This window comes from Streptomyces sp. NPDC005722, assembly GCF_040630935.1.
In the GTDB taxonomy this organism is placed as follows: domain Bacteria; phylum Actinomycetota; class Actinomycetes; order Streptomycetales; family Streptomycetaceae; genus Actinacidiphila.
Genome location: NZ_JBEXYN010000033.1, coordinates 21,259 through 43,483 on the forward strand (window position 1 = coordinate 21,259; position 22,225 = coordinate 43,483).

Below are 22,225 nucleotides of genomic sequence, written 5' to 3' on the forward strand. Positions count from 1 at the left end.
TGAACGAACAGGAGGAACGCGCGGGCCACGGAGGAAACCCGCCCGCCGGCCTTCATCCATCTCCGTGTGGCAGCGAACCCGGCCCCTTCCCCCGGGGCGGCGGGCCGCCAACGAGGCCCAGAAGGTGCTCCGGAGGCCCCTCAAGGGCCTCCGGAGCACCGGGACGTACCGAAGCTTGGAGTCAAGAGTGCCCCGAACCGCCCCCCACAGCACCGCGCGCAAGTCCCTCGTCAGCGCCCTTGTCCTGGCCGCCTGCGCCCTGGCCTCCAGCACCCACGCCGCGGTGCCCGCCGACGGCACGCCGAATGCCGCCGCCCCGGCCCGGGCCGCAACGGTCACCGCCGAGTACGACCTCGGGGACACCGCGTTCACCGACCCGCAGACCGGCACCGTCAGCGAGATACGGGCGGTGGTCCACTACCCCAAGCACCTGTCCGGGCAGCTACCGCTCGTAGTGCAGGCGCACGGATCCTGGCTGGCCTGCACCGATCCCACCGCCCAGACCTGGCCCTGCGACAAGGGAACCCCGGAGCCGAGCTACCGCGGCCACGACTACCTGGGCGAGCAACTGGCCAAGCGTGGATTCATCACCGTCTCGCTGAGCGCCAACGGGATCAACATGACCTCGTTCGACTACGGCGACCGGGCCCGACTCGTCAACGAGCATCTGCGCCTGTGGAAGCAACTCGCTGCCGGCAATGGACCGCTGGCGCCCCGGCTGCCCGCGCTCAGGAGCCATGTCAACATGCACCAGGTCGGCACCATGGGTCACTCGCGCGGCGGCAAGGGCGTGATGTGGGAAGCGTCCGACAAGCACATCACCGAGGTACCCGACGGAGTGCGCATAGCGGCCGTGCTCGCACTCGCCCCAGTGAAGTTTGACGACCCCGAGGGTGACCACAGCGACACCCTCGTCACCCATGTCCCCGTCGCAGTTGTCACCGGCACCTGCGACGGGGCGGTCCACGAGGCAGGACAGGAGTACCTGGACGACGCGGAAGGCAAGACCCACGAGCCCGCGTATTCGGTGTCCGTGCAGAACGCGAACCACAACTACTACAACGCCGACTGGACCCCGCCCAGCCCGTCCGGCGTCGACGACAGCACCTGCCCCGGCCAGGAGCTCACCCCACACACCCAGCAAGGCGCACTGACCGCCTACGCGACCGCCTTCTACGAGCGGTACCTGAAGGACGACAAGCCGTCCACGAACGTGCTCACCGGCAAGCAGCCGCTGCCAGGGGTCACCTCCAAGGTCCGGGTCGTACATCCGGTCAAGAGGGGCTGAATCCCAGGACGCACGTGCCGTGTCTGCGGTTGTCAGGACGACGCCGGAGCCGGTGCCGTACGTGGGCTGTCCGCGCCGGTTGGGGCACCAGCCGGCGCGGCTGTCGCGCCCGCACTCTCCTTCGCACTCGCACCGCCACCCGCCACCGTTGTCGATCCACTTGCTGATCTCCGGCTCGTCGGCCGGGGTGCGGTCGCGGTTCTCGGGCGAGATCGGCATGTGGTCACCCTTCCGTGGCTTCGAGCCGCTGGGGGACGGATCCGGCGTGCGCTCGCGGAGGTCGTGGCTGTGGCTGTGCAGGGCTGATCGAGCCACCTGGCGCGTGACGCAAGATAGGAGTCGTCTCCGGACTGGTTGCCTCGCGATACGCGTCCGCGCAGCTCAGGTCGGTTGTCACGTTGTCCGTTGTCGGTAAGGAAACCTTGTGAACAAGCCTCGCATCTTGATCGTCGGGGCCGGAATCTCCGGTCTGGCGCTGGCAAAAGCTCTGCTGGACCGCGGATTTCCGGTGGACGTCGTCGAGCGCCGCGCCGACGACGGACAGGCCCTCGGCGCCGGGCTCTACCTTCCTGCGAACGCCGTCCGCACGCTCGAGAGCATCGGCGTGGGAGACGAAGTGGCCAAGCGCGCAGAGCCCGTGGCGCGGCAGGAACTCCACGATCACCGCGGACGCCCACTTGCCGAGTTCGAGGTGGGCCGGATCTGGGGCGATGTCGGCCGCTGCCTGGCGATCACCCGGGGCGATCTGCACGAGGTGCTGCGTACAGCCGTCGACAGCACCGTCGTCCGTCACGGCACCGAGGTGAGCTCGGTGGCCGACGACGGAACCGTGACCTTCGCGGACGGCGCTACCGGCACGTACGACCTGGTGGTGGGTGCAGACGGCATCAACTCCGCCGTGCGACGCTCCCTCTTCGGCGGCCCCGAACCGCGTTTTCTGGGCCAGTTGTGCTGGCGGTTCATCGCCGACGACACGGCGATACCGGGCCTCACGGACTGGACGGCGCGCCTAGGCGGCAAGGGCCGGACGTTCTTGACCGTTCAGCTCGGTGCCGGCCGCGTCTACTGCTACGCCGACATCAACAGCTCCGTCACGACGGCTCCGACCGGTGACTGGCGAGCGCTCTTCGCCGACTTTAGCGGTCCAGTCCCGCGGTTGCTGGAGCAGGGCGCAGACGCGCACTTCGCCGCGCTGCATGAGAGTGAAAACACCGTCTGGACTCGCCCGGGTGCTGTCCTTATCGGCGATGCCGCCCACGCCTTCTCCCCGAGCATGGCCCAGGGCGGCGCTATGGCTCTCGAGGATGCCCTGGTGCTCGCCGAGACGCTCGAAACTGGTCCTGATCTCACCGCGAGCCTCGCCGTATTCCAGGCCCGGCGCGCTGGGCGGGTCGCCTGGGTGGTGGCCCAGAACCACCGCCGTGACAAAGCCCGCAACCTGCCCACACCGCTGCGCAACTTCACTCTCCGCCGGGCTGGGGAGCGTCTTTTCAAGGCCAACCACGCCCCCCTGCACGCCCTGCCGTAGCCAGCCGAAGAGTGGCCAACTCCGACTGCGTAGTCGACACTCGCTCTGGAGCACCCCGCGACGCGGTGTCTGGCTCAGTCACCGACCCCGTCTTCGAGGCAGTGACAGCAGGGCTGGGCGGCTGGAGCGAGAAGCCCTCCATCTCCGGAGCGCATCCGAGCCGCGCCAAGGCCTGTCGGAGGTGGCAGGCGGCCGTGCGCTGATGGTGAGGTGGCGGGCCACCTCACGGTTGTTCGCTCCCCGCCAACCTGGCGCCGCCGGAGGAGCCGGTCGACTCCGCCACGGCCCGCCGTCCCGCACGTACCTGTGCCGTCCAGACGTGCACACCCCAGAAGCCGGAGCTGCCGGCGGGTAACGCCTACAATCCGCGATGCGTCTCGGGACGACAAGCGGAGGCACGAGGTTTCCAGCGTGGCCCCAGGACAGGTGACGGCGGCGGCATCGGGAAGGCGGACACGCCACCGCGACCGATCTGCGGCTACCGAAGGCCATGCCGCCCTGTGCAGCCGCGCACATGTTCGAACCTACTCGGGAGCGCTCGGGGCTGACTCCCCCCGCCCGGAAGGACGGCGTCGACCTTCCGGGCAGCCAGCCGCAGGCCACCAGGCTCCGTACCAGGACGCCGAGTCGCCACTCTCCCGGTGGGTCAGGCGAAGTAGTGGTCCTGGTCGAGATCGGCCAGCAGGCCGGGCTGTTGGGGGTGCCAGTCGTATCGCTCCCGGGTCGCGGTGCCCGACGTCGGGTTGTCGTTGCGGGCGAACCGCAGGATCCACCCGAAGTGCGCGGCCGCCTCCTCCTCGCCGAGGGGGACCACCGGCACGCCGAGGCGGCGGCCGATGACCTCGGCGACGGCCCGCAGTGGTATGCCCTCCTCCGCGGCCGCGTGCAGGACGGCACCGGGGTCGGCCGACTCCAGGGCCTTGCGGTAGAGCCGGGCGGCGTCGAGGCGGTGCACGGCCGGCCAGCGGTTGGTGCCGTCGCCCAGATAGGCGGAGACGCCCTTGTCCCGGGCGAGGCCGATCAGGTGCGGGACGAACGCGTGGTCGCCGGCGCCGTGCACGGACGCCGGGAGCCGGATCGCGCAGACCCCAACGCCACGGCCGGCCAGGGCCAGCGCGGCACGTTCCGCCTCGCCGCGGTGCGCGCCGGGCGCCGCCGGGTGCGGGCCGTCGGTCTCGGTGCCGAGGCGGCCGGGGGCGAGTACACCGGTGGCGGAGCTGATGATGAGGGGGCTGCCGGAGCCTTCGAGGGCGTCGCCAAACGCCGCGAGCGCGGCAAGCTCGGTGCGCAGGGCGCCGGGCATGTCAGAGAAGTCGTGGTTGAAGCCTGTGTGGATCACGCCGTCCGTGGCTTCTGCCGCGATTCGAAGCCCAGTGACGTCGTTCAGATCGCCCCGGTACGCCTCCGCTCCCACCTCCTTCAAGGCCGCCTCGGCCGCGTCTGAGCGGGCCAGGCCGAGCACCTGGTGCCCGGCGCCGAGCAGCTCGCGGACGACCGCGCTGCCGACGAACCCGGTGGCGCCGGTGACGAACACACGCATGACTGTTCACCTCACGGAGAGTTCCTGCTGGGATGACCCCAGCCTGCGTCCCGCACCGCCCCGCGGTCCAAGACCTGTTCCGCACCGGGCGATGCTCCATCGGTTATCACCGCAGCTCATGACGGGAGTAGGGTCGACTGGTGACCGATTCCCCCGTACCGCCGGCGGACCTGGAGCTGCGCCTGGTGCGCTACTTCACGGTGGTCGCCGACGAGCTGCACTTTGGCCGGGCCGCCGAGGTGCTGCGGCTCGCGCAGCCGTCGCTGAGCCGGCAGATCCGGCGCCTGGAACAGCAGCTGGGTGTCCGGCTGCTGGACCGCGCTCCGCGCGGAACACGGCTGACCGAGGCTGGCGAGACGTTTCTGCCGCAAGCCAGGGAACTACTGCGGACCGCCGCACGAGCCGTGGCGAGCGCCCGGTCCGCCGCGGGACACGGCCCGTTCACCGTGGGTTACACCACGAACCTCATCGTCACCCCGGCCGTGCGCGAGCTGCGCCACCGGCACCCGGAGGCCGACGTGCGCACCGCGCACCTGAGCTGGAGCGAGCCGCGGGACGCGCTGCTCGACCACCACGTGGACGTAGTCGCGGCGCGACTGGTGTTCGCCCCGGACGGCCTGGACGTCACCCCGCTCTACGAGGAGCCGCGCGTCCTGCTGGTCCCGCTCGGCCACCGGCTGGCCGGGAAGGAGTCGGTCACCCTCGACGACATCGCCGACGAGACGCTCCCCCGGTTCGCGGGCGTCGACGGTGGCGGGGCCAATCCGCCCGGCCACACCCGGCTAGGTGCGCTGGTGGAGACTCTGGAGGACAAGCTGGAACTGATCGCGGGTGACGAGGTGGTGTCGCTGGCGCCAGCCGGGTTCGCAGCCAACCTGCGCCCGGACATCGTGAGCGTTCCCGTCTCGGACGCGCTGCCAGTGCAGGTCGTGCTGGCCGCCAGATCCGGCGAACGACACCCCTTGCTCGCTGCGTTCCGCAGGGCGGCAGCGAGGCATTTGGTCCCACCGACTGAACGCACCTGCTCTGAAGAGTAGTTACGAATGCCGGGCAGTTGCCGCGCCGCATCCTGCACCGAAGGGACTGTTGGCCGCGACAAGACCTCGCTGCGACCGAAGACTCCCAACCAGGAACAGCTGCGTCTCCAACAACCAGTGACGCGTCCGCTAGGGGGCCAGAGACGCGCCTCGCCCAACGAACTGCTCCGCGCACTACCAGCGATTCCAGCCCGCCTACGAGGCGGCCAACGGTCGGCTCTTGGGCGCTGACTCCGGCAAGTCCGCTAGGACTGAACAGATCTGCACGATCGGCGGTGAGTCGTTGTTCAGGTGGTTGGCTTCGTTCATCTCAGTCGCGCCACTGCGTGCGCCCCGTGGTGAGTACCATCCGGCATCAGGCACACCCTCCGTGACGAGAGCGAGACGCCCATGCCCCAGGACATCGCCAGCCCTCCAGCCGATGACTCCACCGTCCAGGAGGAATACGTCCGCCGCCTCGAGGACGACCTGACCCGCAACAGCGCCGCCCGGTCCGAGGCCCACGACGCCATTCAGCGCTGGCAGAAGCACCTGGCCACGCTGGAGCGTGAGGCGGTCTGGCTGGAGAACCTGCGCAGCACCCTGACCGGTCAGCCAGCGTCGCCGGCTACCGGTGCGGGTGCCACTCGAAGCGAAGACGGATCGGCTGAAGCGAGTGTGCAATCCCAGGGAGTGCCCGCCCCCCGGACCGCGCGTGGCAAGGCCGGAGGACGGGGCGGGCGCGGGAAGATGGCAGCTGGCGCCGCCCGTGGAAAGGCTGCCGGAGCGGCCAAGGGCCCCACCCTGGGCGCCGTCATCCATGAGCGACTGCTGCAGCACAAGCAGCCCCGGACAGCCGCCGAGGTGACTAGCGATCTTGCCGAGGCACTTCCCGACCGGCTGGTGGGAACCCCGGTGGTGCGCGACACCTTGGAGCAGCTGGTCGCCAAAGGCCGGATCAACCGTTCACGGCAGGGTAGGACGGTCTACTACACGGCAGACACCTCCCCGTCCGACTCCGCCTCAACTGGCGACGCGGAGGTTGCCGCCGCAAACGAGTGACAACCGGTCGGTGGTCACGAAGTGTGGCGTCTCACGTCGACGCGCTGGAGATTCTCAGTAGATGCCGGCCTTGATTGGCCCGGCGCGTCAACGAACTGGGACTTTGACCAGCAGGGACATCGGACGTCCAAGCGATAGCCAGGCTGATCAGCGAAGTGAGCCCTTCCAACGGCTTTCGCCTGGACTCGCTGCTCGTTGCTGCCTCAGTTGAGGTTGCGCCGCTGATTTGCGCTGCCATGGAGGTGTAGACGGTGCGCTACGGCCAGGGAGCGCGGATGGCCATGCGGCGTGCCCGAGGTTTTGCCGGCGCGGGGAAGATCGGAGCTAGCCGTGAGCCCGTGAGCGTGTGTCTCGATCTATCGGCGCTGAAGGGGTGTCGTCTCGCCCTGGTGAGTGCTGGGGTGGCGTAGGGTCGCAAGCGGCTGAGGTTCAGGTGCCCCGGCGAGGCAGCAGGAGATGTGTGTGGCCGGGCAGGACAACACCCACGGGTTGGAAATGCGCTCCGACGTGGTGGTCAAGCGGTTCACATCGTGGGCTCGGGGTGAGCCGCAGCGCGAGTGGCGAGCGTTGACTCTGCTGGCCAGGTACGCCCCCGGTCTGGCTCCGCAGCCCCTCGACGCGGACCTGGAGGGTGAGCCGCCGACCGTGGCGATGTCCCGACTGGCTGGACATCCTTTGCGCGGCACCGTGGTCTCCGGTCGTAGTGCGACAGCTTTGGCAAAAGCGCTGGCCGCCTTGCACGGTGCGATTCCGCAGAAGGTGCTTGCGGAGATCCCTGAGGGCGCCTGGAACGTGGCCAAGGCCGTCAGCAAAGCACAGGACTGGTGTGCCCAGGAGCAGCTATTCGGGCCGGATCTGCAGACTGAGCGGGCGTTCTATGAGGGTCGGCGGTGGCTGGATGCTGCGCCGCTGGACGACTTGGTGAAGGCCGATCCTGTACCGGTGTTCGGGCTCACGGACGGCAACCTCGCGAACTACCTCTTTGACGGGGAAGTGGTCCGGTTGGTCGACTTTGAGGACTCCGGCCGCAGCGATCGCGTCTTCGAGCTCGCCGAGATCGCTGAGCATCCGTCGGGCTGGGTGGACAGCACCCTGGACGTTGAAGGCCTGCTGGGGCATTTCTCCTTGACGGATATGGAAGCTGCCCGGCTACGCGACGTGCGGCGTCTGCTGGCACTGCTCTGGCTGATCATGCTGCTTCCGGGACGGCCTGGCTTCGACCGCAACCCCGCTGGGACCGCTGAACGGCAGGCGACCCGGCTGCTAGCCCTTCTGGGGGTGTAGTCGGGCGCCGGATGGGGTCACACGATGGGCGGGCGGCCGAGTCGCGTCATCTTCCATACGGTGCGCCAGCGCATGGGATGCCGGGGCGGGCATGGCGTGAGGCAGCCTTCGGTGAAACCGCCGACCCATGCCCGCAGGCCGGCGGCTGATGGCCTGCGGGAGAGGGTGAGTGCTGCCCAGACAGCGAGGTAGATCGGCACCAGTACCGCGGGCAGGTGTCGCCGGGCCAGCCAGACCCGGTTGCGAGCGACCATTCGGTAGAACACGGCGTGCCGGGTCGGCGAGGTACGTGGGTGCTGCAGGACGAGTTCGGGCCGGTATTCGATGCGCCATCCGGCGTCCAGTGCCCGCCAGGCGACGTCGGTTTCTTCGTGGGCGTAGAAGAACGGTTCGGGCCAGTCACCGGTCTGGTCGACGACAGCCATACGGACCGCGTTTCCCCCGCCGAGGAAGGTGGTGACTTCACCGGCGCGCATGGGGTCGCCTGCTCGGAGGCGGGGTACGTGGCGGCGTTGGGTGAAGCCGGTCTCGTCGGCGATGCGGAAGCTGACGATTCCCAGGTCGGGGCTGAGGGCGAACAGGTCTCGGACCTTGTCGGCGGTGCTGAGGTCGGGAAGCAGGCCGTCGTCGTCGAGGTACATCACCACGTCGACGTCGCCATGGGCGCGCAGGGCGGCCAGTCCGGCGTTGCGGCCGCCGGAGACGCCGAGGTTGGTGTCGAGCTCGAAGGGTTGGACGCCTTCGGGGAGGGTGGGCAGAGGTGTGCCGTTCCCGACGACGACGATGCGCATCGGGTCTCCGTGCTGGGCGAGGACGGAGCCAAGGAGCGCGGCGAGCTCCGTCGGCCGGTTGCCCATGGTGAGGATGACCACGCCGAGTTTCATCTGCGGGATGTTACCGCCCTCGGTTCTCCCATTGGTCATGTCATGGGCACGTGACTGTCGTGTGGTGTTCATCTATGTGCGAGCGGTCTGCCGATAGAGGTCGAGGTAGGCGTCGGTGACGGTGGCCCAGCTGTAGGTGCGGTGGACGTGGGCGGCTGCGTTGGCGGCGCGGCGGGCGCGTTCAGCGGGGTTGTTGAGGGCGTCGGCGATGACGCGGGCCAGGTCGGTGGCGTCATCGGGGCGGGCGGTCCAGCCGTTGGCGTGTTCGCCGGCGGTGGTGAGGATGTCGAGGGGGCCGCCGATGTGTGCGGCCACGGGGGCGGTGCCGCAGGCCGCGGCCTCGATGTAGACCATGCCGAAGGATTCCCACACCGATGGGGCGACCATCAGGTCGGCGCAGTTCAGGCCGTCCGGGAGCTCGTCGTGGCCGCGGTAGCCGAGCAGGTAGGTGTCGTCGGCGATGCCGAGGCGCTGGGCGGTGTGCAGGGGGTGTTCGCCTTCGCATTCGCCGGGGGCGCCGCCCCACAGGACCAGGGCCGGGTTGGTGCTCGTCTTGGCCCGGGCGGCGGCGAAGGCTTCCATGAGGATGTTGATGCGCTTGTTGCGCTGGTACCGGCCGACCCACATGACGATCGGCCGTAGCCGGCCGTCCGGGCTGGTCAATCGGTCCAGGTCGGCCTCGGTGTAGCGGATGGTGCCGGGTGCGCTGTCCGGGAGCCAGCCGCGGGGGTCGTCGACCAGCCAGCGTCGCAGGTGGGCGAGTTTGGCGTGGTCGCCGAGGTGCTGGGGGATGAAGCGGGCCGTGTCGACGCCGTTGGGCACCACCGTGATGTCGTGTTCGGGGACGCCGAGGAGGCGGTGGATCTCGGTGCGGTCGCTTTCGGAGACGGCCACGATGCGGCCGGCCAGGGGCAGGCTGCGGCGTACTGCGGTCAGCCAGCTTTCGGTGTGCCGCCACAGCCGCCAGTCGGACTGGATGAGGAGGGTGCGCTGGTCCTCGGTCAGGCTGGTGGCGCGTCGCAGCAGCGTGGTGATGGCGGAGTCCCTGCCTGGCGTGCCGGGGGGTGGGAGCTGGGCGAGACGGGCCAGCGGTTCGTCCAGGGCGTGCGCCAGGGCGGTGAGGGTGGCGGCCTGGTCGAGAAGTTTGAGGTCGGTGCCGTGCAGGGTGGTCAGGCGCGGGACGCCCGGGTAGGCGCGGGCCGCGGCCTGCTGCAGGTGGCTGAGGTGGTGCAGGTGGACCACGTCGGTGCAGGGGCTGCGGAACGCGGTCAGGTGGGCTGTCCAGGCGTTCGTGATGTGCGTGAGGGTGCTGCGCGGAACGGCGGTGAACATGCGGTCCGGCGCTGTAGGCCCGCGGTCTTCGTAGGAGGGGTGGAACGGCTGCGATTGCCCGTCCATGGACGGCTCACCGCACTGGTGGGCGGCCGCGGCCGGGTTGTAGTCCATCGCGGCTGTGGGCAGTCCCGCGTAGAAGGACTCGGCGTGGCTGAAGTCGCCCGGGTCGCCGAGCGTGCCGCACAGGACACGAGAGACGACGCCGCGGGCGGCCATCTGCCGGGCGACGTAGGCGACGACGTACGCCGATCCGCCGCGGGGGAAGAACTGCACAACGCTGTCGACGATCATGAGACTCCTTGTTCTACGGATGGGGAGGGGGCCCGCGTCAGCACACGTGGGGCGTGACTGGGGTGAGACGGCCGGTGCGCGCCGAGGCGAGGGTGGCTTCGGTGACGCCGACGGCTGCGGCTCCTTGGCGCAGGGTCACGATGTCGGCCGGCAGGCCGAGCACGGCGTCGCGCATGGCCTGGTGTTCCAGGACGAAGGGTTCACGGCGGGGGGTGTGCCAGGACGTGGTAGGTCCGATGGTCACGCCGGGGAAGCCGTCGAGGCTGGGCGGGGTGCCGTTGGTGTGGACGGTGACGGTGAAGGCGAGGGCGTCGGCAACCACGCATCCGCGTGCGGTGTGCACGAGGGTGAGGCGTTCTTTGAGCGGGGAGATCCGGTTGACGTGGTGGATGGCCGGCAGGTCGCCCTGCAGCCGGCAGACGGCGGTGGCGAGGTCCTCGTGTTCGGATCCGCTGACATGCAGGGCGTGAGCGGTGACCTGCACGACGGGTCGGCCGGTCAGGAACGCGGTGAGGTCGACGTCGTGGATGGCCAGGTCTTGGATGACGCCGACGTCCTTGATCCGGTCGGGGAAGGGGCCTTGCCTGTGGGTGCTTACCTGGTAGATGTCGCCGAACTCGCCGTGCGCGAGGCGCGTGGCGACGTCCGTGATAGCGCTGTTGCGGCGCTCTGTGTGGCCGACGGAGGCGATGAGGCCGGCAGAGTCGAAGGCCGTTGTCAGACGCAGTGCGGCGGGCAGGGAGTCGGCGAGCGGCTTCTCGATCAGCGCGTGGATCCCGGCGTCGGCCAGGGCCAGTCCGAGCCGCTCGTGGGTGGTGGTGGGCGTCGCGATCACGCAGTAGTCCAGGTCGTGGGCGAGGAGGTCCTCGATGCCGGGAACGGCCGGGATGCCGTCGTAGGATGCGCGGAGGGCCGCGTCGGTGTCGGCAACGGCCACCAGGTCAACGCCGTCGAGTTCGCGCAGGACCCGGCAGTGCACCCCTCCGGCCCATCCAAGACCGATCACTGCGCATCGCAGGCGGCGCCTCACGAGCGGACCCCCTTGGCGGCCGTGTCGACGGCGTTCCATGCGGCGAGGCGCTGCTGGCTGCCCTCCTCGCGGAGCCAGCCCGGGATGGCGTTGGGGGTGTCGCGCAGCCAGCGGACGTAGTCGCTGATGCCGTCGTTGACGGTGATGCGCGGCTGCCAGTCCAGGGCGGCGGTCATGCGGGTGGTGTCGGCGCGGCCGCCGAGCGGGTCCTGGGCGCTGCGGGCGCCTTCGGTGATGCGGGCGTGCGGGTAGTGGGAGCGAATCATCTCGGCGACCTGTGCGATCGACGTGGTGTGGGCGGTGCCGAGGTTGAGGGTCTGCCCGGAGGCCTCCTGTGCGGTCAGCGCGTGGAGGATTCCGGTGGCGGCGTCGTTGACGTGGAGGAAGTCGCGGATCTGGCGGCCGCCGTGGTTGAGGGGCAGCGGGTCGCCGATGGCGGCGTACATCGACAGTTGGGCGATGGCCCAGTTGAAGGCGTTCGGCTTGGGGATCTGCCCGCGGCCGTAGACGGAGAACGGGCGCAGGATGGTGTAGTCGACCCCGGCGTGGCTGAGGAGGAAGCGGGTCTGGTGCTCGCCCCACAGTTTGGCGCTGGCGTACAGGTTCAGTGGCCGGAGCGGGGAGCCTTCGGTGAAGACCTGTTCGTGGGTGTGGCTGCCGGTGCCGTGGCCATAGACCTGCGCGGAGGACAGGAAGACCAGGCGGGTGAGGTGACCGGAGTCGGCGACGGCCCGCAACACGGTTTCCGTGCCGGCGACGTTGGCGGCGAACGCGGTGTCGGGATCGGCGAGGCAGCCAGCGACGGTGGAGTGCGCTGCCGCGTGGATCACATAATCGCTGTCGGCGACCAGTGAGCGAACCAGCGGCGCGTCGTGGACGCTGCCGACGGCCAGGCCTGGGGCGTCGGGGTGGACGCCGCACAGGGCGTAGGTGGCCCGGTCGCTGGCGTTGAGGTTGTCCAGCACTGTCACGGTCGCTCCTGCGGCCTGGAGCTGGGCGTGGACCTGGCGGCCGATCAGGCCGGCTCCTCCGGTGAGCAGGACGCGGCGGCCGGTGAGGGCGTGGCGGGTCATGGCAGGTTGCCTCCTTGCGGGGGTCTGGGGCGCTGGTGGGGATGGGTCAGCGGCAGATGAAGGAGCCGGTGAACTTGGTGACGGCGAAGAAGCCGCGGTCGTCGATGACCTGCTGGACCTGGGCGCGGACCCGTGTTTCCAGCTCGGTGAAGAAGTCCTCGCTCAGGTCGCCGGGCTCGGAGGCCGCGCAGCAGTAGTTGTGGGCGCGGTAGAACCGCAGGAACGGCTCCGCCGTGGCGAACTGCAGCTGGTCCTGCCAGGTCCTGGTCTCGACGCTGGCGAAGTGCCCGGCGAGCTGGCCGTGCCCGTTCTCCAGGGAGATCCGGGCCTTGGGGGTGGCCTTGAACAACCGCTGGGGGGCGTTCATGGCGGTCAGGGCGGCGAAGTGCACCTGGTACATCTCCACCATGGAGTCCGGTCGGTCGGTGGTGAGCATGAAGCGGCCGCCCGGCCGCAGCACCCGCCGGGCCTCGGCCAGGCAGCGGCCGATGTCGGGGACGTAATGCATCATGTAGTTCGCCATGACGCGGTCGAAGGAGTCGGTGGCGAAACGCGAGAGGTCATCGGCGCTGCCCTCGTACCACTCGCACGGCGTGGCGACGCCTTCCAGCCTCTGCCGGGCCGCCGCCAGCACGCCGGGGGCGATGTCCAGACCGACGATGTGTCCGGCGGCCAGGTACGGGCGCAGGTGCTCCAGGACGAAGCCGTTGCCGCAGCCCAGGTCCAGCAGTTCCTCCGAGCCCGTCAGGGCGAGGTTGTCCAGCAGGTGATCGAGCATCGACCGCGGGTTGGTGCGGAACCGGTTGTGGACCAGCTGCTTCTCATCGAGCATCCAGCTGGTGGCGAAGAACTTGTCCCGGGCGTCCTGCGCGGACAGCCGGAAGTGGTCGCCGGGGATGACCTCGGCGGCCATCTCCTCCAGCTCGGGGGTCCGGAAGTCCATTGATGTCACCTCTCAGTTCGTGGCCGGGCCGGCCCCGGACGGGGCCGGCCATTTGGTTCCGACGTACTTGTGTGGCAGCAGACTGGCCAGCGCCGCGGCCTGGCCGTAGCCGTTGATCGGGATCACCACCTGCAGGCCGGGGGCGTAGTCGAGGAGCAGTTCCCGGCACAGGCCGCAGGGCGGCACGATCCGGGCCGGGCCGGTCTCGGTGGGCTTGGGGTAGCGGACGGCTGCGACGGCGATCAGCGGGGCCTGGGTGGCCAGTCGTGCCGCCGACAGGGCGCCGGCTTCGGCGCACACCGCGGCGCGTCCTACCATCGCGTCCAGGTGCAGCCCGGCGTGGAGTTCGCCGTCGGCGTCCAGGAGCACGGCGCCGATCTGGTGCCGGGCGAGCACGTAGCGGGCAGCGATGACGTCATAGGCGGCGGTCACCAGACGGCCGCTGACCTCGTCGCCGCACGCCGGAATACCGCCCGCAGGCCTCGCGGCGGTCATGTCCGGGCTCCCGCAAGGAGGCGGAAGTCGCGGTGGATCTGCGATTCGGCCGGGCCCTGAGAGTGCTGGTACTTGCCGTCGTACAGGGTGATCTCTCCGGTGGTCTCCCAGAACGTCACCTGCCCGATCAGCAGCCCCGGGTAGACACGCACGGGCTGCACGGCATGCAGCTGCAAGGTCCACTGGTTCACCGAGCCGATGTCGATCAGGTCGGCGGTGACGTGGACGAACAGGCCCAGGCGGGCGATGCCGGACCGGGCTCGGATGATCGGCACGTAGTGGGCGCTGCCCATCGTCTCGACCGTGTGCCCCAGGTAGATGCGGTCCGGGGAGAGCACCATGCCGTCGTCGGGGATCGTGACGGTCTCCACCTCGTTGGGGCGGGCCACGTCCAGCACCTCGGGCCGGTAGGTCTTCACCACCGGGCCCAGCCGGTAGTTGTAGCTGTTCGGGTTGAGCTGGTCCTCGTGGAACGGGTCGATGTGGATGCGCCCGGCGGCGTGCTGCCGGGCGATCTCCCGGCCGGTGAGAATCATGGAATGCCTGTCTGTAGCGGGTCGGCGTGCGGGAACGTCAACGGCCGGTGGCCAGCAGAGAGGGGTGAGGGGTCACGGCCTGGCTGAACTGGCCGAAGTGCCCTTGATACAGGCGGCGCGGCCCGGTGGGCATCCAGAAAGAGACCTGCCCGACGATCATGCCCGCGTAGAGGCGGATCGGCTGGACCACGACGATTTCCAGGGTCCAGCGGTGTACGGCGCCAAGGTTGCCCAGGTCGGCGGAGATCTGCAGGAACACCCCGAGACGCCCGAGGGAGGACCGGCCGATCAGCGTCGGCACGAAGTGCTCGCTGCCGATGGACTCCACTGTCGTGCCCAGATACACCCGGCCCGGGTGCAAGACGATGCCCTCCGGCGGGATCGCGACCTCGTCGAGGTCGTGTTCGCCCAGGGTGTCCACGACGCTGGCGCGGTGTGTGCGCAGCAGTGGGCCGAGCCGGTAGTTGTAGCTGTTCGGGTTGAGCTGGTCCTCGTGGAACGGGTTGATGTGGATCAGCCCTGCGGCGTGTTGCCGGGCGATCTCCCGGCCGGTCAGGATCACCGCAGTACCTCGTGAACGAGGTGGGCCGCCCGCGCGCGCAGGTGCTCCAGCGTCCTGTCGTTACCGATACGGAGTGCGGGTGTCACTGATAAGGGGGCCTCGGTGGGGTGGCTGTCAGCCCCCGCGGAGAAGTCCCCACGGGCCAGCTTGCGGGCACGGCGCAGATCCTCGGGCGCTGTCACCTCCACCAAGGTGAAGCCCAGCGCGACAACCGCTTCCACGTCCGGGGCCCGCACGTCGTCGCAGACCAGCACCACATCGGGCATCACGCTGGTGGCCTGTGCCACCCGGGCTGCGAAGGGAGCCGTCAGCGCATCGGGATTGATCCTGCGCAGGTGCGCGCCCAGGTCATTGAGTAGCAGGCCGTCCTGCTGGCCGCCGGCCAGCATCGGCTGTCCGGCCATGGCGTGAATGAGGGCTTGCAGTTCGTACAGCGGCGCGCCGAGCTTCACCACGAGCGCCTGAAGGCCGGCTTCCTCGCACTGCTCAATGAGCAGGTGCGTGAGCGTGGACTTGCCGGCGCCTGGCCGACCGTAGAGCGCCAACCTACCCATCGCAATCATCTCCTTGCTCTCCCGGCACGAACGCTTCGTCCAGCCACGATGACCGCCCCTGACCTGCCGGTGAAGAGATCAAGCAGGTGCGCTCCGGGTGCCGTCGAGAGCACCCCGAGAGCACCCCCGAGCCGACTTCCGCCCGTCCCGGCGGGTCGCTACCGTCAAGGCATCTGCGTGCGGAAGCAGTGGCAGAGCGGGGAGCAGCGATGCATCTTCTGGAGCGAGCCCGGACAGCCCGCGGCTGGACGCGAACCGAACTCGCGCGCCGTTTGTGCGTGTTAGGTGCCACCCGCGGCGTCGCCGTGGGAACGGGCAAGGATGGCGTCTGGCGCTGGGAGCACGGCCGCGACCCGGACCACCCGACGCGAGTTCTCATCGCAGAGCTGCTGGGTATTCCTGACGATGCGGTCACCGACCGGCCGTGGCCCAACTGGCTGGCCGCAGACCCGGCGCTTCAGCCCCTCTGCTACACCTGGGACGCCCCAGGTGCCCTGCAGTCCCTGAACGAGGTGTCTGGGAGTGACATGGACATAGACCGGAGGACCTTCGCTCTCGTCACCGGCGCCACGCTGACCACCTCGCTGTGGTCCTGGCTCACGGCCGACCCCGCCGCTGCCGGGCAGATCGCCGAAGGCCGGCGGATCGGCGAAGCCGCCGTCGCACACATCGAACGCCAGGTCCGCGAACTACGCCACACCGACGATGCCGACGGCGGCGGACAGGTCATCCAGGAAACGCAGGCCGCCATGGGCATGGTCGTGCGGCTTCTCCAAGACCGCAGCTACACCGAGACCCACGGCCAGCGTCTCTACAGCGCAGCCGCCGACCTCGCCCGCATGCACGCCTGGGCCGTCTTCGACGTCCAGTCCCACTGCCCCGACGCCGTCTTCGAATCGGCGCTGCGCTGCGCTCACGCCGCCTCCGACACCATCCTCGGCTCCCACATCCTCGCCTTCTGGTGCGCCGCCGCCTACAACTGCGGGCGTCCCGACGATGCCGAAGCCATGGCGGCCGCCTCCGTCTCAGCAGCCCGCGGCCGCACCACCCCCAAAGTCGAAGCCATGCTCCTCACCCGCCGCGCCAGGGCCCGCGCCCACCAACGCGACGCGACGTGCTTCCGGGACCTCGACCAGGCGACCGAACTCCTCGCCACCAGCGCCACCACCGGCGACACAGACCCCGAATGGGCCTACTGGTTCGACCAGAGCGAACTGCTCGCCGCACGCGCCTCCTGCGAACTCGACCTGGACCGCGCAGCGCAGGCGGAGACGACCTTCGCCCAGGCCGCAGCGCTGTATCCCGCGGATCGGGTACGAACCCACGCCCTCTACCTCACCCGCCAAGCCGACGCGCAATGGCGCCAGAACGACCTCGAACGCGCCTGCGCTACCGCCAACCGAGCCCTCGACCTCACCGAAGAGATCAGCTCACATCGCACCACCGGCCCGCTTCGTGACCTCGCCGCAAAGATGCTCCCCCACGCCGCTACTCCCGTGGTGCGCGACTTCCGCGATCGCGTTGCCACCTCCTTGCACGTAGCCTGACCGACCCGCGGATTCCGGTGGGCGGAAGCTGCCGTCTCATCATTTCGCCTGCCGAACGCACAACCGTGCCCGAGGCCTGCGCGAGTTCCCACCGCCATGCGCTCTCCCTAGCGTGATGTCCGTCCCCACATCCGGGGGCCACACACGCACACGGAGGAACCATGCGTCCGAACCGCGCCGACCGCCCGAACCGTTCCGCCCGTCCGAACCGGGCGCTCCGTCCGAACCGGGCCGCCCGCCCCAACTAAGGGCCCCCGCTCCCCTGGTCAGAAGGCGGCCGCGCCCCGCGGCCGCCTTCTTCCTTGCCCGCACCCATCCGTGATCTGCAAGGGGACCGGCCCGTGGCCACCACCGATGCACCCCCCACCCTCCCCCGGCACGCAGCGCCCGCCCGGGCAGGCCGCTCTACCGTCTGGGCGCTGATCGCCGCCTCGCTGCTGGTGAAAGCAGGGGGCTTTGCCTGGGACTTCCTTGGCTACCACGTAGCCGGCCTGTACGGCACCACTGCCGCCGGGGCGTCCATGAGCCTGTTCGGTGTCGGCTGGTGTATCGGCCAGGCCATCTCTGGTCAGCTCACCGACCGCGCCGGCCAGCGCACCGCCCTGGCCGTCATGATGGGCTTCGCCGCACTGTCCTGCGTCGCGCTCACACTGGTGGCGTCGCTGCCCGCGCTGCTGCTCGTGTCGGTCTGTCTCGGGCTGACCATGGAAACCTACCGCCCGGCGGTCTCAGCCGCGATCAACATGCACATCGCCTCACCCGGCGCCCGGGCCCGGGCACAGACCGCCCTGTACTGGACGATCAACGTCGGCATCGCGGTCTGCGGCGGCCTCGGCGGCTACGCCGCCCACCACTACGGCTACAAGCCGCTGTTCCTCGCCAACGCCGCCGTCTGCGCCACCTTCGCCCTGCTGGCTCTCCGGCTCGCGGCCGCCCAACGGACGGCGCCAGGCGAGCCGCGCGCCAAGGTCACCTTCCGCCAGGTCCTCGCCGACCGAGGCCTTCGCTGGGTCGCCGTGGTGTCCGTGGCGGCCATGGTGTGCGCGTGGGGCATGGTGTCCGTCCTGCCGCTGCTGATGACTGCCGACGGGCTGCCGTCCACGGCGTACGGCACCGCGATGATCGCCAACACCGTCGCCGTCCTGGCCCTGACCCCGCCGATGACGCGCCTGCTCATCGGCCGCGGTGAGACCTTGCGGTTCTCCCCCGTTGTCGTCCTGGCGGCCGGGACCGCGATCCTCGGCGCAGGCATCGGATTGGCCGCGTTCCAGCACACCACGCTCGGCTACTCCATTGCCTGCGCGGCCCTGGTCCCCGGAGAGGTCTGCTACAGCATCGCCGTCGGCGCGTACCTGTCGACCGCCGCGCCGGACGGTGCCGTCGGTCGCTACCAGGCGGTGGTTTCCGCCTCGTCCGCCGTCGCATCGCTGCCGCCGCTGGGCATCGCCCTCGCGCTGCATGCCGGTGGCCGACCGCTGGTCGCCGCGCTGCTGGGTGGCTGCGCCCTGCTGGGTGTCGCAGCGTGCCTCCCGCTCTCCCGGGCCCTGCGCCTCAGCACGGGCGTCCGCTGAACCCGCCATCCGGAAGGACTTCGTCGTGACCGCCAACTTCCGCAATCTGCCCTGGCCCACCGACCCCTCAAAGGTGCCGGCACAGCAGGTCGCCGAGCCTTCGCCCGCCCCCACGTCCGACGCGCCAGCCGTCAAGACTGGCCGCCGCACCTCGACTGCGCGCACGCCGACCAGCTGCGGCCTCGAAGCCCTGCCCGACCTCGGCGCACCTCACCTGGGCCTGCGCATGCCCTGGTGGTGGTAGACACCGGAACCTCCAGGCGCACAGCGAAGAGCCGGGCGCGGCCAGGGTGGGGGCCCTGGTCGCGCCCGGCTCGTGTGTGGGGCGGGTCAGGCGGCCGCCGACGATACGGCGCCGACCGGCCGGACCACCGCGGGCGCGGGGTGCGGCTGCGGGAGGTGCGCCGCGAGCTCGGCGAGGTTGCCGGTGTAGTGCAGGGTGCGCATGCCGAGCCGCGCGGCGGCCTCGGTGTTCTCGGCGCGGTCGTCGACGAACAGCGTCTGGGAGGGGTCGGGCCATCCGGCGGCGGCGAGTGCGGCTTCGTAGGCTTTGGAGGAGGGCTTGTTGATGCCGATGCGGGCGCTGTAGACGGTGCGGGACATCAGGCTGCAGGACCATTCGGCGACGTCGAGGGCGTCCGCGACGGTGTGCGGTGCGTTGCTGAGGAGCACCATTCGGGTTCCGGCGCGGTGGGCGGCGCGCAGCAGGTGCACGACGGCGGGGTCGACCTCGGTCCACATGGCGGTGTCGGTGGCGATGAGGTCGGGCAGCAGGTCGGCGAAGGTGCGGTCGGTTCGCAGGACCAGGCCGGAGGACCAGAACTGGGCGTTGGTGGTGACGCCGGCGTCGTAGCCGGGGCGCCTGGCCCAGAAGGCCTGCTGGAACTGGGGGGTGCGGTCGGGGGGCCAGCCGGCCAGGTGGGCGAGGCGGTCCCAGGCCTCGGCGGGTGGCTGGACTCCGATCACGCCGTTGTAGTCGAACACCACTGCTTCGAACGTGTCGGCGGGGGGATGGTGGGTCATCGGGAGGGCTCCAGGGCGTGTCGGGAGGAGGCGGCGACGGCCGCGGCGAGCAGGACGGGGAGTGCGAGAGCGACCGGCAGGGAACCGGTGAGGGAGGCGAGGGCGCCGATGGCGGCTGGTCCGGCGAGCAGGCCGACGTAGCCGGTGGCGGTGACGGCGGCGACCGCGCGGGGGCCGTGCCGTCCGGCGGCGGTGATCAGCGCGGGCACCGTGGTGGACAGGCCCAGCCCCAGTGCGGCCCAGCCGGCCAGTGCGGCCCAGGTGGTGCCGAGCAGCAGTCCGGTGCCAAGGCCTGCGGTGGCGAGGAGCGCGCCTGCTCGGACCAGGGTGGGTGCGCCGAATCGGTTGGTGAGGCGGTCGCCGGCGAGGCGGCCGGTGGCCATGGCGGCGCTGTAGATGGCGTAGGCCGACGCGGACACCGCGGCGGTGGAGTGCAGTCCGTGCAGGTGGACCGCGGACCAGTCGGCGGCCGCACCCTCACCCAGCAAGGCGGCGGCGGCCAGGGCGCCGAGCAACCACAGCTCGGCCCGGCTGTGCTTCGGAGCGGCAGCCTCCTGCGGTGCTGTCCGCGTCTCCGGCAGGCGCGGGGTGAGGGCGGTGACGCTGCGGGCGGCGGGGGCGGTGAGCAGCGCCGCCGCGGCGGCACCCAGGCCGGCGATGAGGAAGACGCGGCCGTGCCCGGTGTGTGCGGTGGCGGCGGCTGCGGCTGCCCCGAAGAGCGCGCCCAGGCTGAAGCCCGCGTGCAGGGACGACATGATGCTGCGGCCGTAGGCGTCCTGGCAGCGCACCGCGGCGACGTTGGCCCCGACGTCCAGCAGCCCGTGAGCCAGACCGAAGACGAGCGCGAACCCGATCAGGGCGGGCAGGGTGCGGCAGGCACCGAGGGCAGCCAGCGCGACGGCGAGCGCCACGGCCGGTGCGGCCAACAGCGCGGCAGGGCCGTGCCGGTGGCCGATTCGGCCGCCGGCGTAAAGGCCCGCAACCATTCCGGCGGCAGCCGCGAGCAGTACAAGGGACAGGCGGCCCGCGGACAGGTGGGCGGCGGCCTGGACGGCGGGCATCCTCGCGCCCCAGATCGCCATCAGCGCGCCGAGTCCCGCGAAGTAGCCGGTGAGCAGCCTTCTGGCGGCGACGGGTGGCGCATCGTGGACGACGGATGCTGCAGCTGCGGGGGCGGTGGTGGTCAGCATGGCTTGGCCTCGGCGGGTGTCAGTTGGGCGAGGACTTCGGTGGTCAGCCGGGCTGGTTCGCCGTCGACCACCACCAGGTCGCGGTCACGGATCGCGAGGAACCCCGCCTGCTGAGCGCTGGTCAGGAAGGTCAGCAGCGGGCTGAAGAAGCTGGCGGTGTTGAGCAGCGCGATCGGCTTGGTGTGGAGGCCCAGTTGAGCCCAGGACCACATCTCGGCGAGTTCCTCCAGCGTGCCGAGCCCGCCGGGCAAGACGAGGAAGGCATCGGCCAGCTGGCACAGCCGGGCCTTGCGGGCGGGCATGTCGGCCACGATCTCCAGATGCGTCAGGCCGGGGTGGACGATGTCCGCGCGGTTGAGGACCTCGGGAAGTACACCGGTGACGCGGCCGCCGGAGGAGAGGGCGGTGTCAGCCAACGCTCCCATCAGTCCGATGCGGGCGCCGCCGTAGACGATCTCGATGCCGGCCGCGGCCAGCAGGCCGCCCATGGTGCGGGCGGCGTGCTCGTAGGCGGGGTGCAGGCCGGTGGCGGAACCGCAGAACACCGTGAACCGCAGCGGCCGGCCGGGGTCGACCGGGGTGTCGAGGACGGGCGGGGCAGGAGCGGTCAGATCTCGCACAAGGTCACCCCGAATCCGCGCTCCGCCAGCTCCGGAAGCGCCGCCGCCAGGGCGAGGCGCTGTCGGCGCGCGTAGTCCAGGTGCGCGTCGCGTATGGCCGGGGCGAAGCGGGCGCGGCGTAGCCGGGCGGCGAGGCCGCGCAGGTGCATCGGGTCCAGGCCCTCGGCGGCGCACAGGTCGATGACCTCGCGGTATCCGGCGATGTTGTACAGCCGGGGCCGGGCCTCGGCGATGGGCCACAGGTCGGCGAGTTCGTCGGTCAGGGTCCGGCCCGTCACGTCGCCGTAGCCGAGCATCTGCTCGACGCGCTGCTCGACCCGGGCCTCGTACGCGCTGGCATTGGACTCCAGCCAGCATTCGACGGCGACGGTGGCGTCCTCGAACCAGTCGCCACGGGTCAGGAGCTCCGCGAGGATGGAGATGGAGCCGCCTTCGAGGATCAGGCGGTCGGCGCCGCTGTCGGCCAGCATCTTGCGGTGGTGGACCAGGCGGTCGACGGCGTCGCCAGCGGTGATCACGCCGTGGTGCACCGGCCGCTCGGTCGGGTAGTAGCGGACGGTGTCCTGCAGTTCGTCGTGGGTGGGGCGGCCGGAGCCGACGGCGAGCTGCGGGTGGCATTGCACTCGGTCCAGCACCAGGACCGGACTGTTGTGCCGGCGTGCGAGCGTGACCGAGCGGCCGGTCTTTCCGACCCCGGTAGGGCCGAGAATGAGATGGATCGGGATCAAGGTGTGCCTCCTGCCGCCCGCCGTCGCAGCGGCTCGGTCGTGGGTGGTGGGTGCCGCCGTCCCGGGCGTGGACAAGGGCGTTGGGGTGGCCCGGGACAGCGGCACCGGCTCATGGGAGCGCCGAG

The 22,225-nt window shown here is 70.5% G+C and carries 22 protein-coding genes; 8 read left to right on the forward strand and 14 right to left on the reverse strand.

Annotated elements, in window-relative coordinates:
• The first annotated feature begins 187 nt into the window (after positions 1-187).
• Positions 188-1,288, forward strand: coding sequence for an alpha/beta hydrolase (locus ABZ479_RS29715; RefSeq protein WP_500464429.1), 1,101 nt, complete (start codon positions 188-190; stop codon positions 1,286-1,288).
• A gap of 424 nt (positions 1,289-1,712) precedes the next feature.
• Complete coding sequence (locus tag ABZ479_RS29720) at positions 1,713-2,816, forward strand: FAD-dependent monooxygenase (protein ID WP_500464430.1); 1,104 nt, start codon at positions 1,713-1,715, stop codon at positions 2,814-2,816.
• Positions 2,817-3,462: 646 nt separating this feature from the next.
• Here ABZ479_RS29720 and ABZ479_RS29725 read toward each other — a convergent pair.
• Entirely contained in the window at positions 3,463-4,356 is an 894-nt protein-coding gene (locus tag ABZ479_RS29725) for an SDR family oxidoreductase (RefSeq protein ID WP_500464431.1), read from the reverse strand.
• Positions 4,357-4,496: 140 nt separating this feature from the next.
• Here ABZ479_RS29725 and ABZ479_RS29730 point away from each other — a divergent pair, with 140 nt between their 5' ends.
• From ABZ479_RS29730 to ABZ479_RS29740, 3 genes are all read left to right on the forward strand, one after another.
• A complete protein-coding gene (locus tag ABZ479_RS29730; RefSeq protein WP_500464432.1) occupies positions 4,497-5,393 on the forward strand; it encodes a LysR family transcriptional regulator in 897 nt (298 codons plus the stop codon).
• 390 nt (positions 5,394-5,783) lie between these two features.
• Complete coding sequence (locus ABZ479_RS29735) at positions 5,784-6,434, forward strand: hypothetical protein (protein ID WP_500464433.1); 651 nt, start codon at positions 5,784-5,786, stop codon at positions 6,432-6,434.
• Between the two features lie 462 nt (positions 6,435-6,896).
• On the forward strand, positions 6,897-7,718 hold the full coding sequence (locus ABZ479_RS29740) for a phosphotransferase (protein WP_500464434.1): 822 nt from the start codon (positions 6,897-6,899) through the stop codon (positions 7,716-7,718).
• Between the two features lie 17 nt (positions 7,719-7,735).
• On the opposite strand, the gene ABZ479_RS29745 is transcribed toward ABZ479_RS29740, so the two are convergent.
• The 9 genes from ABZ479_RS29745 to ABZ479_RS29785 form a co-directional block, all read right to left on the reverse strand.
• Positions 7,736-8,602: a glycosyltransferase family 2 protein gene (locus ABZ479_RS29745; protein ID WP_500464435.1), complete on the reverse strand. Its 867-nt coding sequence runs from the start codon at positions 8,600-8,602 to the stop codon at positions 7,736-7,738.
• Between the two features lie 72 nt (positions 8,603-8,674).
• Complete coding sequence (locus tag ABZ479_RS29750; RefSeq protein WP_500464436.1) at positions 8,675-10,228, reverse strand: glycosyltransferase; 1,554 nt, start codon at positions 10,226-10,228, stop codon at positions 8,675-8,677.
• A gap of 37 nt (positions 10,229-10,265) precedes the next feature.
• The gene (locus tag ABZ479_RS29755; protein ID WP_500464437.1) at positions 10,266-11,297 is read right to left on the reverse strand and encodes a Gfo/Idh/MocA family protein; all 1,032 of its coding nucleotides are present in this window, start codon (positions 11,295-11,297) and stop codon (positions 10,266-10,268) included.
• Positions 11,255-12,331 (reverse strand): NAD-dependent epimerase/dehydratase family protein, encoded by a 1,077-nt coding sequence (locus tag ABZ479_RS29760; protein ID WP_500464438.1) that lies wholly within the window; start codon positions 12,329-12,331, stop codon positions 11,255-11,257. Before ABZ479_RS29760 ends, ABZ479_RS29755 begins: the two co-directional genes overlap by 43 nt.
• Positions 12,332-12,377: 46 nt before the next feature.
• Positions 12,378-13,274, reverse strand: coding sequence for a class I SAM-dependent methyltransferase (locus ABZ479_RS29765; protein ID WP_500464439.1), 897 nt, complete (start codon positions 13,272-13,274; stop codon positions 12,378-12,380).
• A 12-nt stretch (positions 13,275-13,286) separates the two neighbouring features.
• A complete protein-coding gene (locus ABZ479_RS29770) occupies positions 13,287-13,769 on the reverse strand; it encodes a cytidine/deoxycytidylate deaminase family protein (RefSeq protein WP_500464440.1) in 483 nt (160 codons plus the stop codon).
• A complete protein-coding gene (locus ABZ479_RS29775) occupies positions 13,766-14,305 on the reverse strand; it encodes a dCTP deaminase (RefSeq protein WP_500464441.1) in 540 nt (179 codons plus the stop codon). The genes ABZ479_RS29770 and ABZ479_RS29775 overlap by 4 nt, the downstream gene beginning before the upstream one ends.
• Before the next feature lie 37 nt (positions 14,306-14,342).
• Positions 14,343-14,867, reverse strand: coding sequence for a dCTP deaminase (locus ABZ479_RS29780; RefSeq protein WP_500464442.1), 525 nt, complete (start codon positions 14,865-14,867; stop codon positions 14,343-14,345).
• The gene (locus tag ABZ479_RS29785; protein WP_500464443.1) at positions 14,864-15,421 is read right to left on the reverse strand and encodes a hypothetical protein; all 558 of its coding nucleotides are present in this window, start codon (positions 15,419-15,421) and stop codon (positions 14,864-14,866) included. Before ABZ479_RS29785 ends, ABZ479_RS29780 begins: the two co-directional genes overlap by 4 nt.
• Positions 15,422-15,630: 209 nt before the next feature.
• Between ABZ479_RS29785 and ABZ479_RS29790 the strand changes: the two genes are divergently transcribed.
• The 3 genes from ABZ479_RS29790 (at position 15,631) to ABZ479_RS29800 (ending at position 18,783) form a co-directional block, all read left to right on the forward strand.
• Positions 15,631-16,968, forward strand: coding sequence for a helix-turn-helix domain-containing protein (locus tag ABZ479_RS29790; protein WP_500464444.1), 1,338 nt, complete (start codon positions 15,631-15,633; stop codon positions 16,966-16,968).
• Positions 16,969-17,309: 341 nt separating this feature from the next.
• Positions 17,310-18,539, forward strand: coding sequence for an MFS transporter (locus ABZ479_RS29795; protein WP_500464445.1), 1,230 nt, complete (start codon positions 17,310-17,312; stop codon positions 18,537-18,539).
• Between the two features lie 25 nt (positions 18,540-18,564).
• On the forward strand, positions 18,565-18,783 hold the full coding sequence (locus tag ABZ479_RS29800) for a hypothetical protein (RefSeq protein WP_500464446.1): 219 nt from the start codon (positions 18,565-18,567) through the stop codon (positions 18,781-18,783).
• 86 nt (positions 18,784-18,869) lie between these two features.
• Here the strand turns inward: ABZ479_RS29800 and ABZ479_RS29805 are convergent, their stop codons facing one another.
• Genes ABZ479_RS29805 through ABZ479_RS29820 form a run of 4 tightly spaced genes read right to left on the reverse strand, consistent with a single transcriptional unit; the run spans position 18,870 to position 22,205 of the window.
• The gene (locus tag ABZ479_RS29805) at positions 18,870-19,562 is read right to left on the reverse strand and encodes an HAD-IA family hydrolase (RefSeq protein WP_500464447.1); all 693 of its coding nucleotides are present in this window, start codon (positions 19,560-19,562) and stop codon (positions 18,870-18,872) included.
• Positions 19,559-20,752, reverse strand: a complete 1,194-nt coding sequence (locus ABZ479_RS29810) for an MFS transporter (protein WP_500464448.1) — start codon at positions 20,750-20,752, stop codon at positions 19,559-19,561. Before ABZ479_RS29810 ends, ABZ479_RS29805 begins: the two co-directional genes overlap by 4 nt.
• Entirely contained in the window at positions 20,746-21,372 is a 627-nt protein-coding gene (locus ABZ479_RS29815; protein WP_500464449.1) for an LOG family protein, read from the reverse strand. The genes ABZ479_RS29810 and ABZ479_RS29815 overlap by 7 nt, the downstream gene beginning before the upstream one ends.
• Entirely contained in the window at positions 21,360-22,205 is an 846-nt protein-coding gene (locus ABZ479_RS29820) for an isopentenyl transferase family protein (RefSeq protein WP_500464450.1), read from the reverse strand. The genes ABZ479_RS29815 and ABZ479_RS29820 overlap by 13 nt, the downstream gene beginning before the upstream one ends.
• Between the last annotated feature and the right edge of the window lie 20 nt (positions 22,206-22,225).

Coding starts and splice junctions, on each gene's coding strand:
- ABZ479_RS29725 (WP_500464431.1), bottom strand. CDS start 4,356: ATGCGTGTGTTCGTCACCGGCGCCACCGGGTTCGTCGGCAGCGCGGTC.
- ABZ479_RS29735 (WP_500464433.1), top strand. CDS start 5,784: ATGCCCCAGGACATCGCCAGCCCTCCAGCCGATGACTCCACCGTCCAG.
- ABZ479_RS29745 (WP_500464435.1), bottom strand. CDS start 8,602: ATGAAACTCGGCGTGGTCATCCTCACCATGGGCAACCGGCCGACGGAG.
- ABZ479_RS29750 (WP_500464436.1), bottom strand. CDS start 10,228: ATGATCGTCGACAGCGTTGTGCAGTTCTTCCCCCGCGGCGGATCGGCG.
- ABZ479_RS29755 (WP_500464437.1), bottom strand. CDS start 11,297: ATGGAACGCCGTCGACACGGCCGCCAAGGGGGTCCGCTCGTGAGGCGC.
- ABZ479_RS29760 (WP_500464438.1), bottom strand. CDS start 12,331: ATGACCCGCCACGCCCTCACCGGCCGCCGCGTCCTGCTCACCGGAGGA.
- ABZ479_RS29765 (WP_500464439.1), bottom strand. CDS start 13,274: ATGGACTTCCGGACCCCCGAGCTGGAGGAGATGGCCGCCGAGGTCATC.
- ABZ479_RS29770 (WP_500464440.1), bottom strand. CDS start 13,769: ATGACCGCCGCGAGGCCTGCGGGCGGTATTCCGGCGTGCGGCGACGAG.
- ABZ479_RS29775 (WP_500464441.1), bottom strand. CDS start 14,305: ATGATTCTCACCGGCCGGGAGATCGCCCGGCAGCACGCCGCCGGGCGC.
- ABZ479_RS29785 (WP_500464443.1), bottom strand. CDS start 15,421: ATGGGTAGGTTGGCGCTCTACGGTCGGCCAGGCGCCGGCAAGTCCACG.
- ABZ479_RS29790 (WP_500464444.1), top strand. CDS start 15,631: ATGCATCTTCTGGAGCGAGCCCGGACAGCCCGCGGCTGGACGCGAACC.
- ABZ479_RS29805 (WP_500464447.1), bottom strand. CDS start 19,562: ATGACCCACCATCCCCCCGCCGACACGTTCGAAGCAGTGGTGTTCGAC.
- ABZ479_RS29810 (WP_500464448.1), bottom strand. CDS start 20,752: ATGCTGACCACCACCGCCCCCGCAGCTGCAGCATCCGTCGTCCACGAT.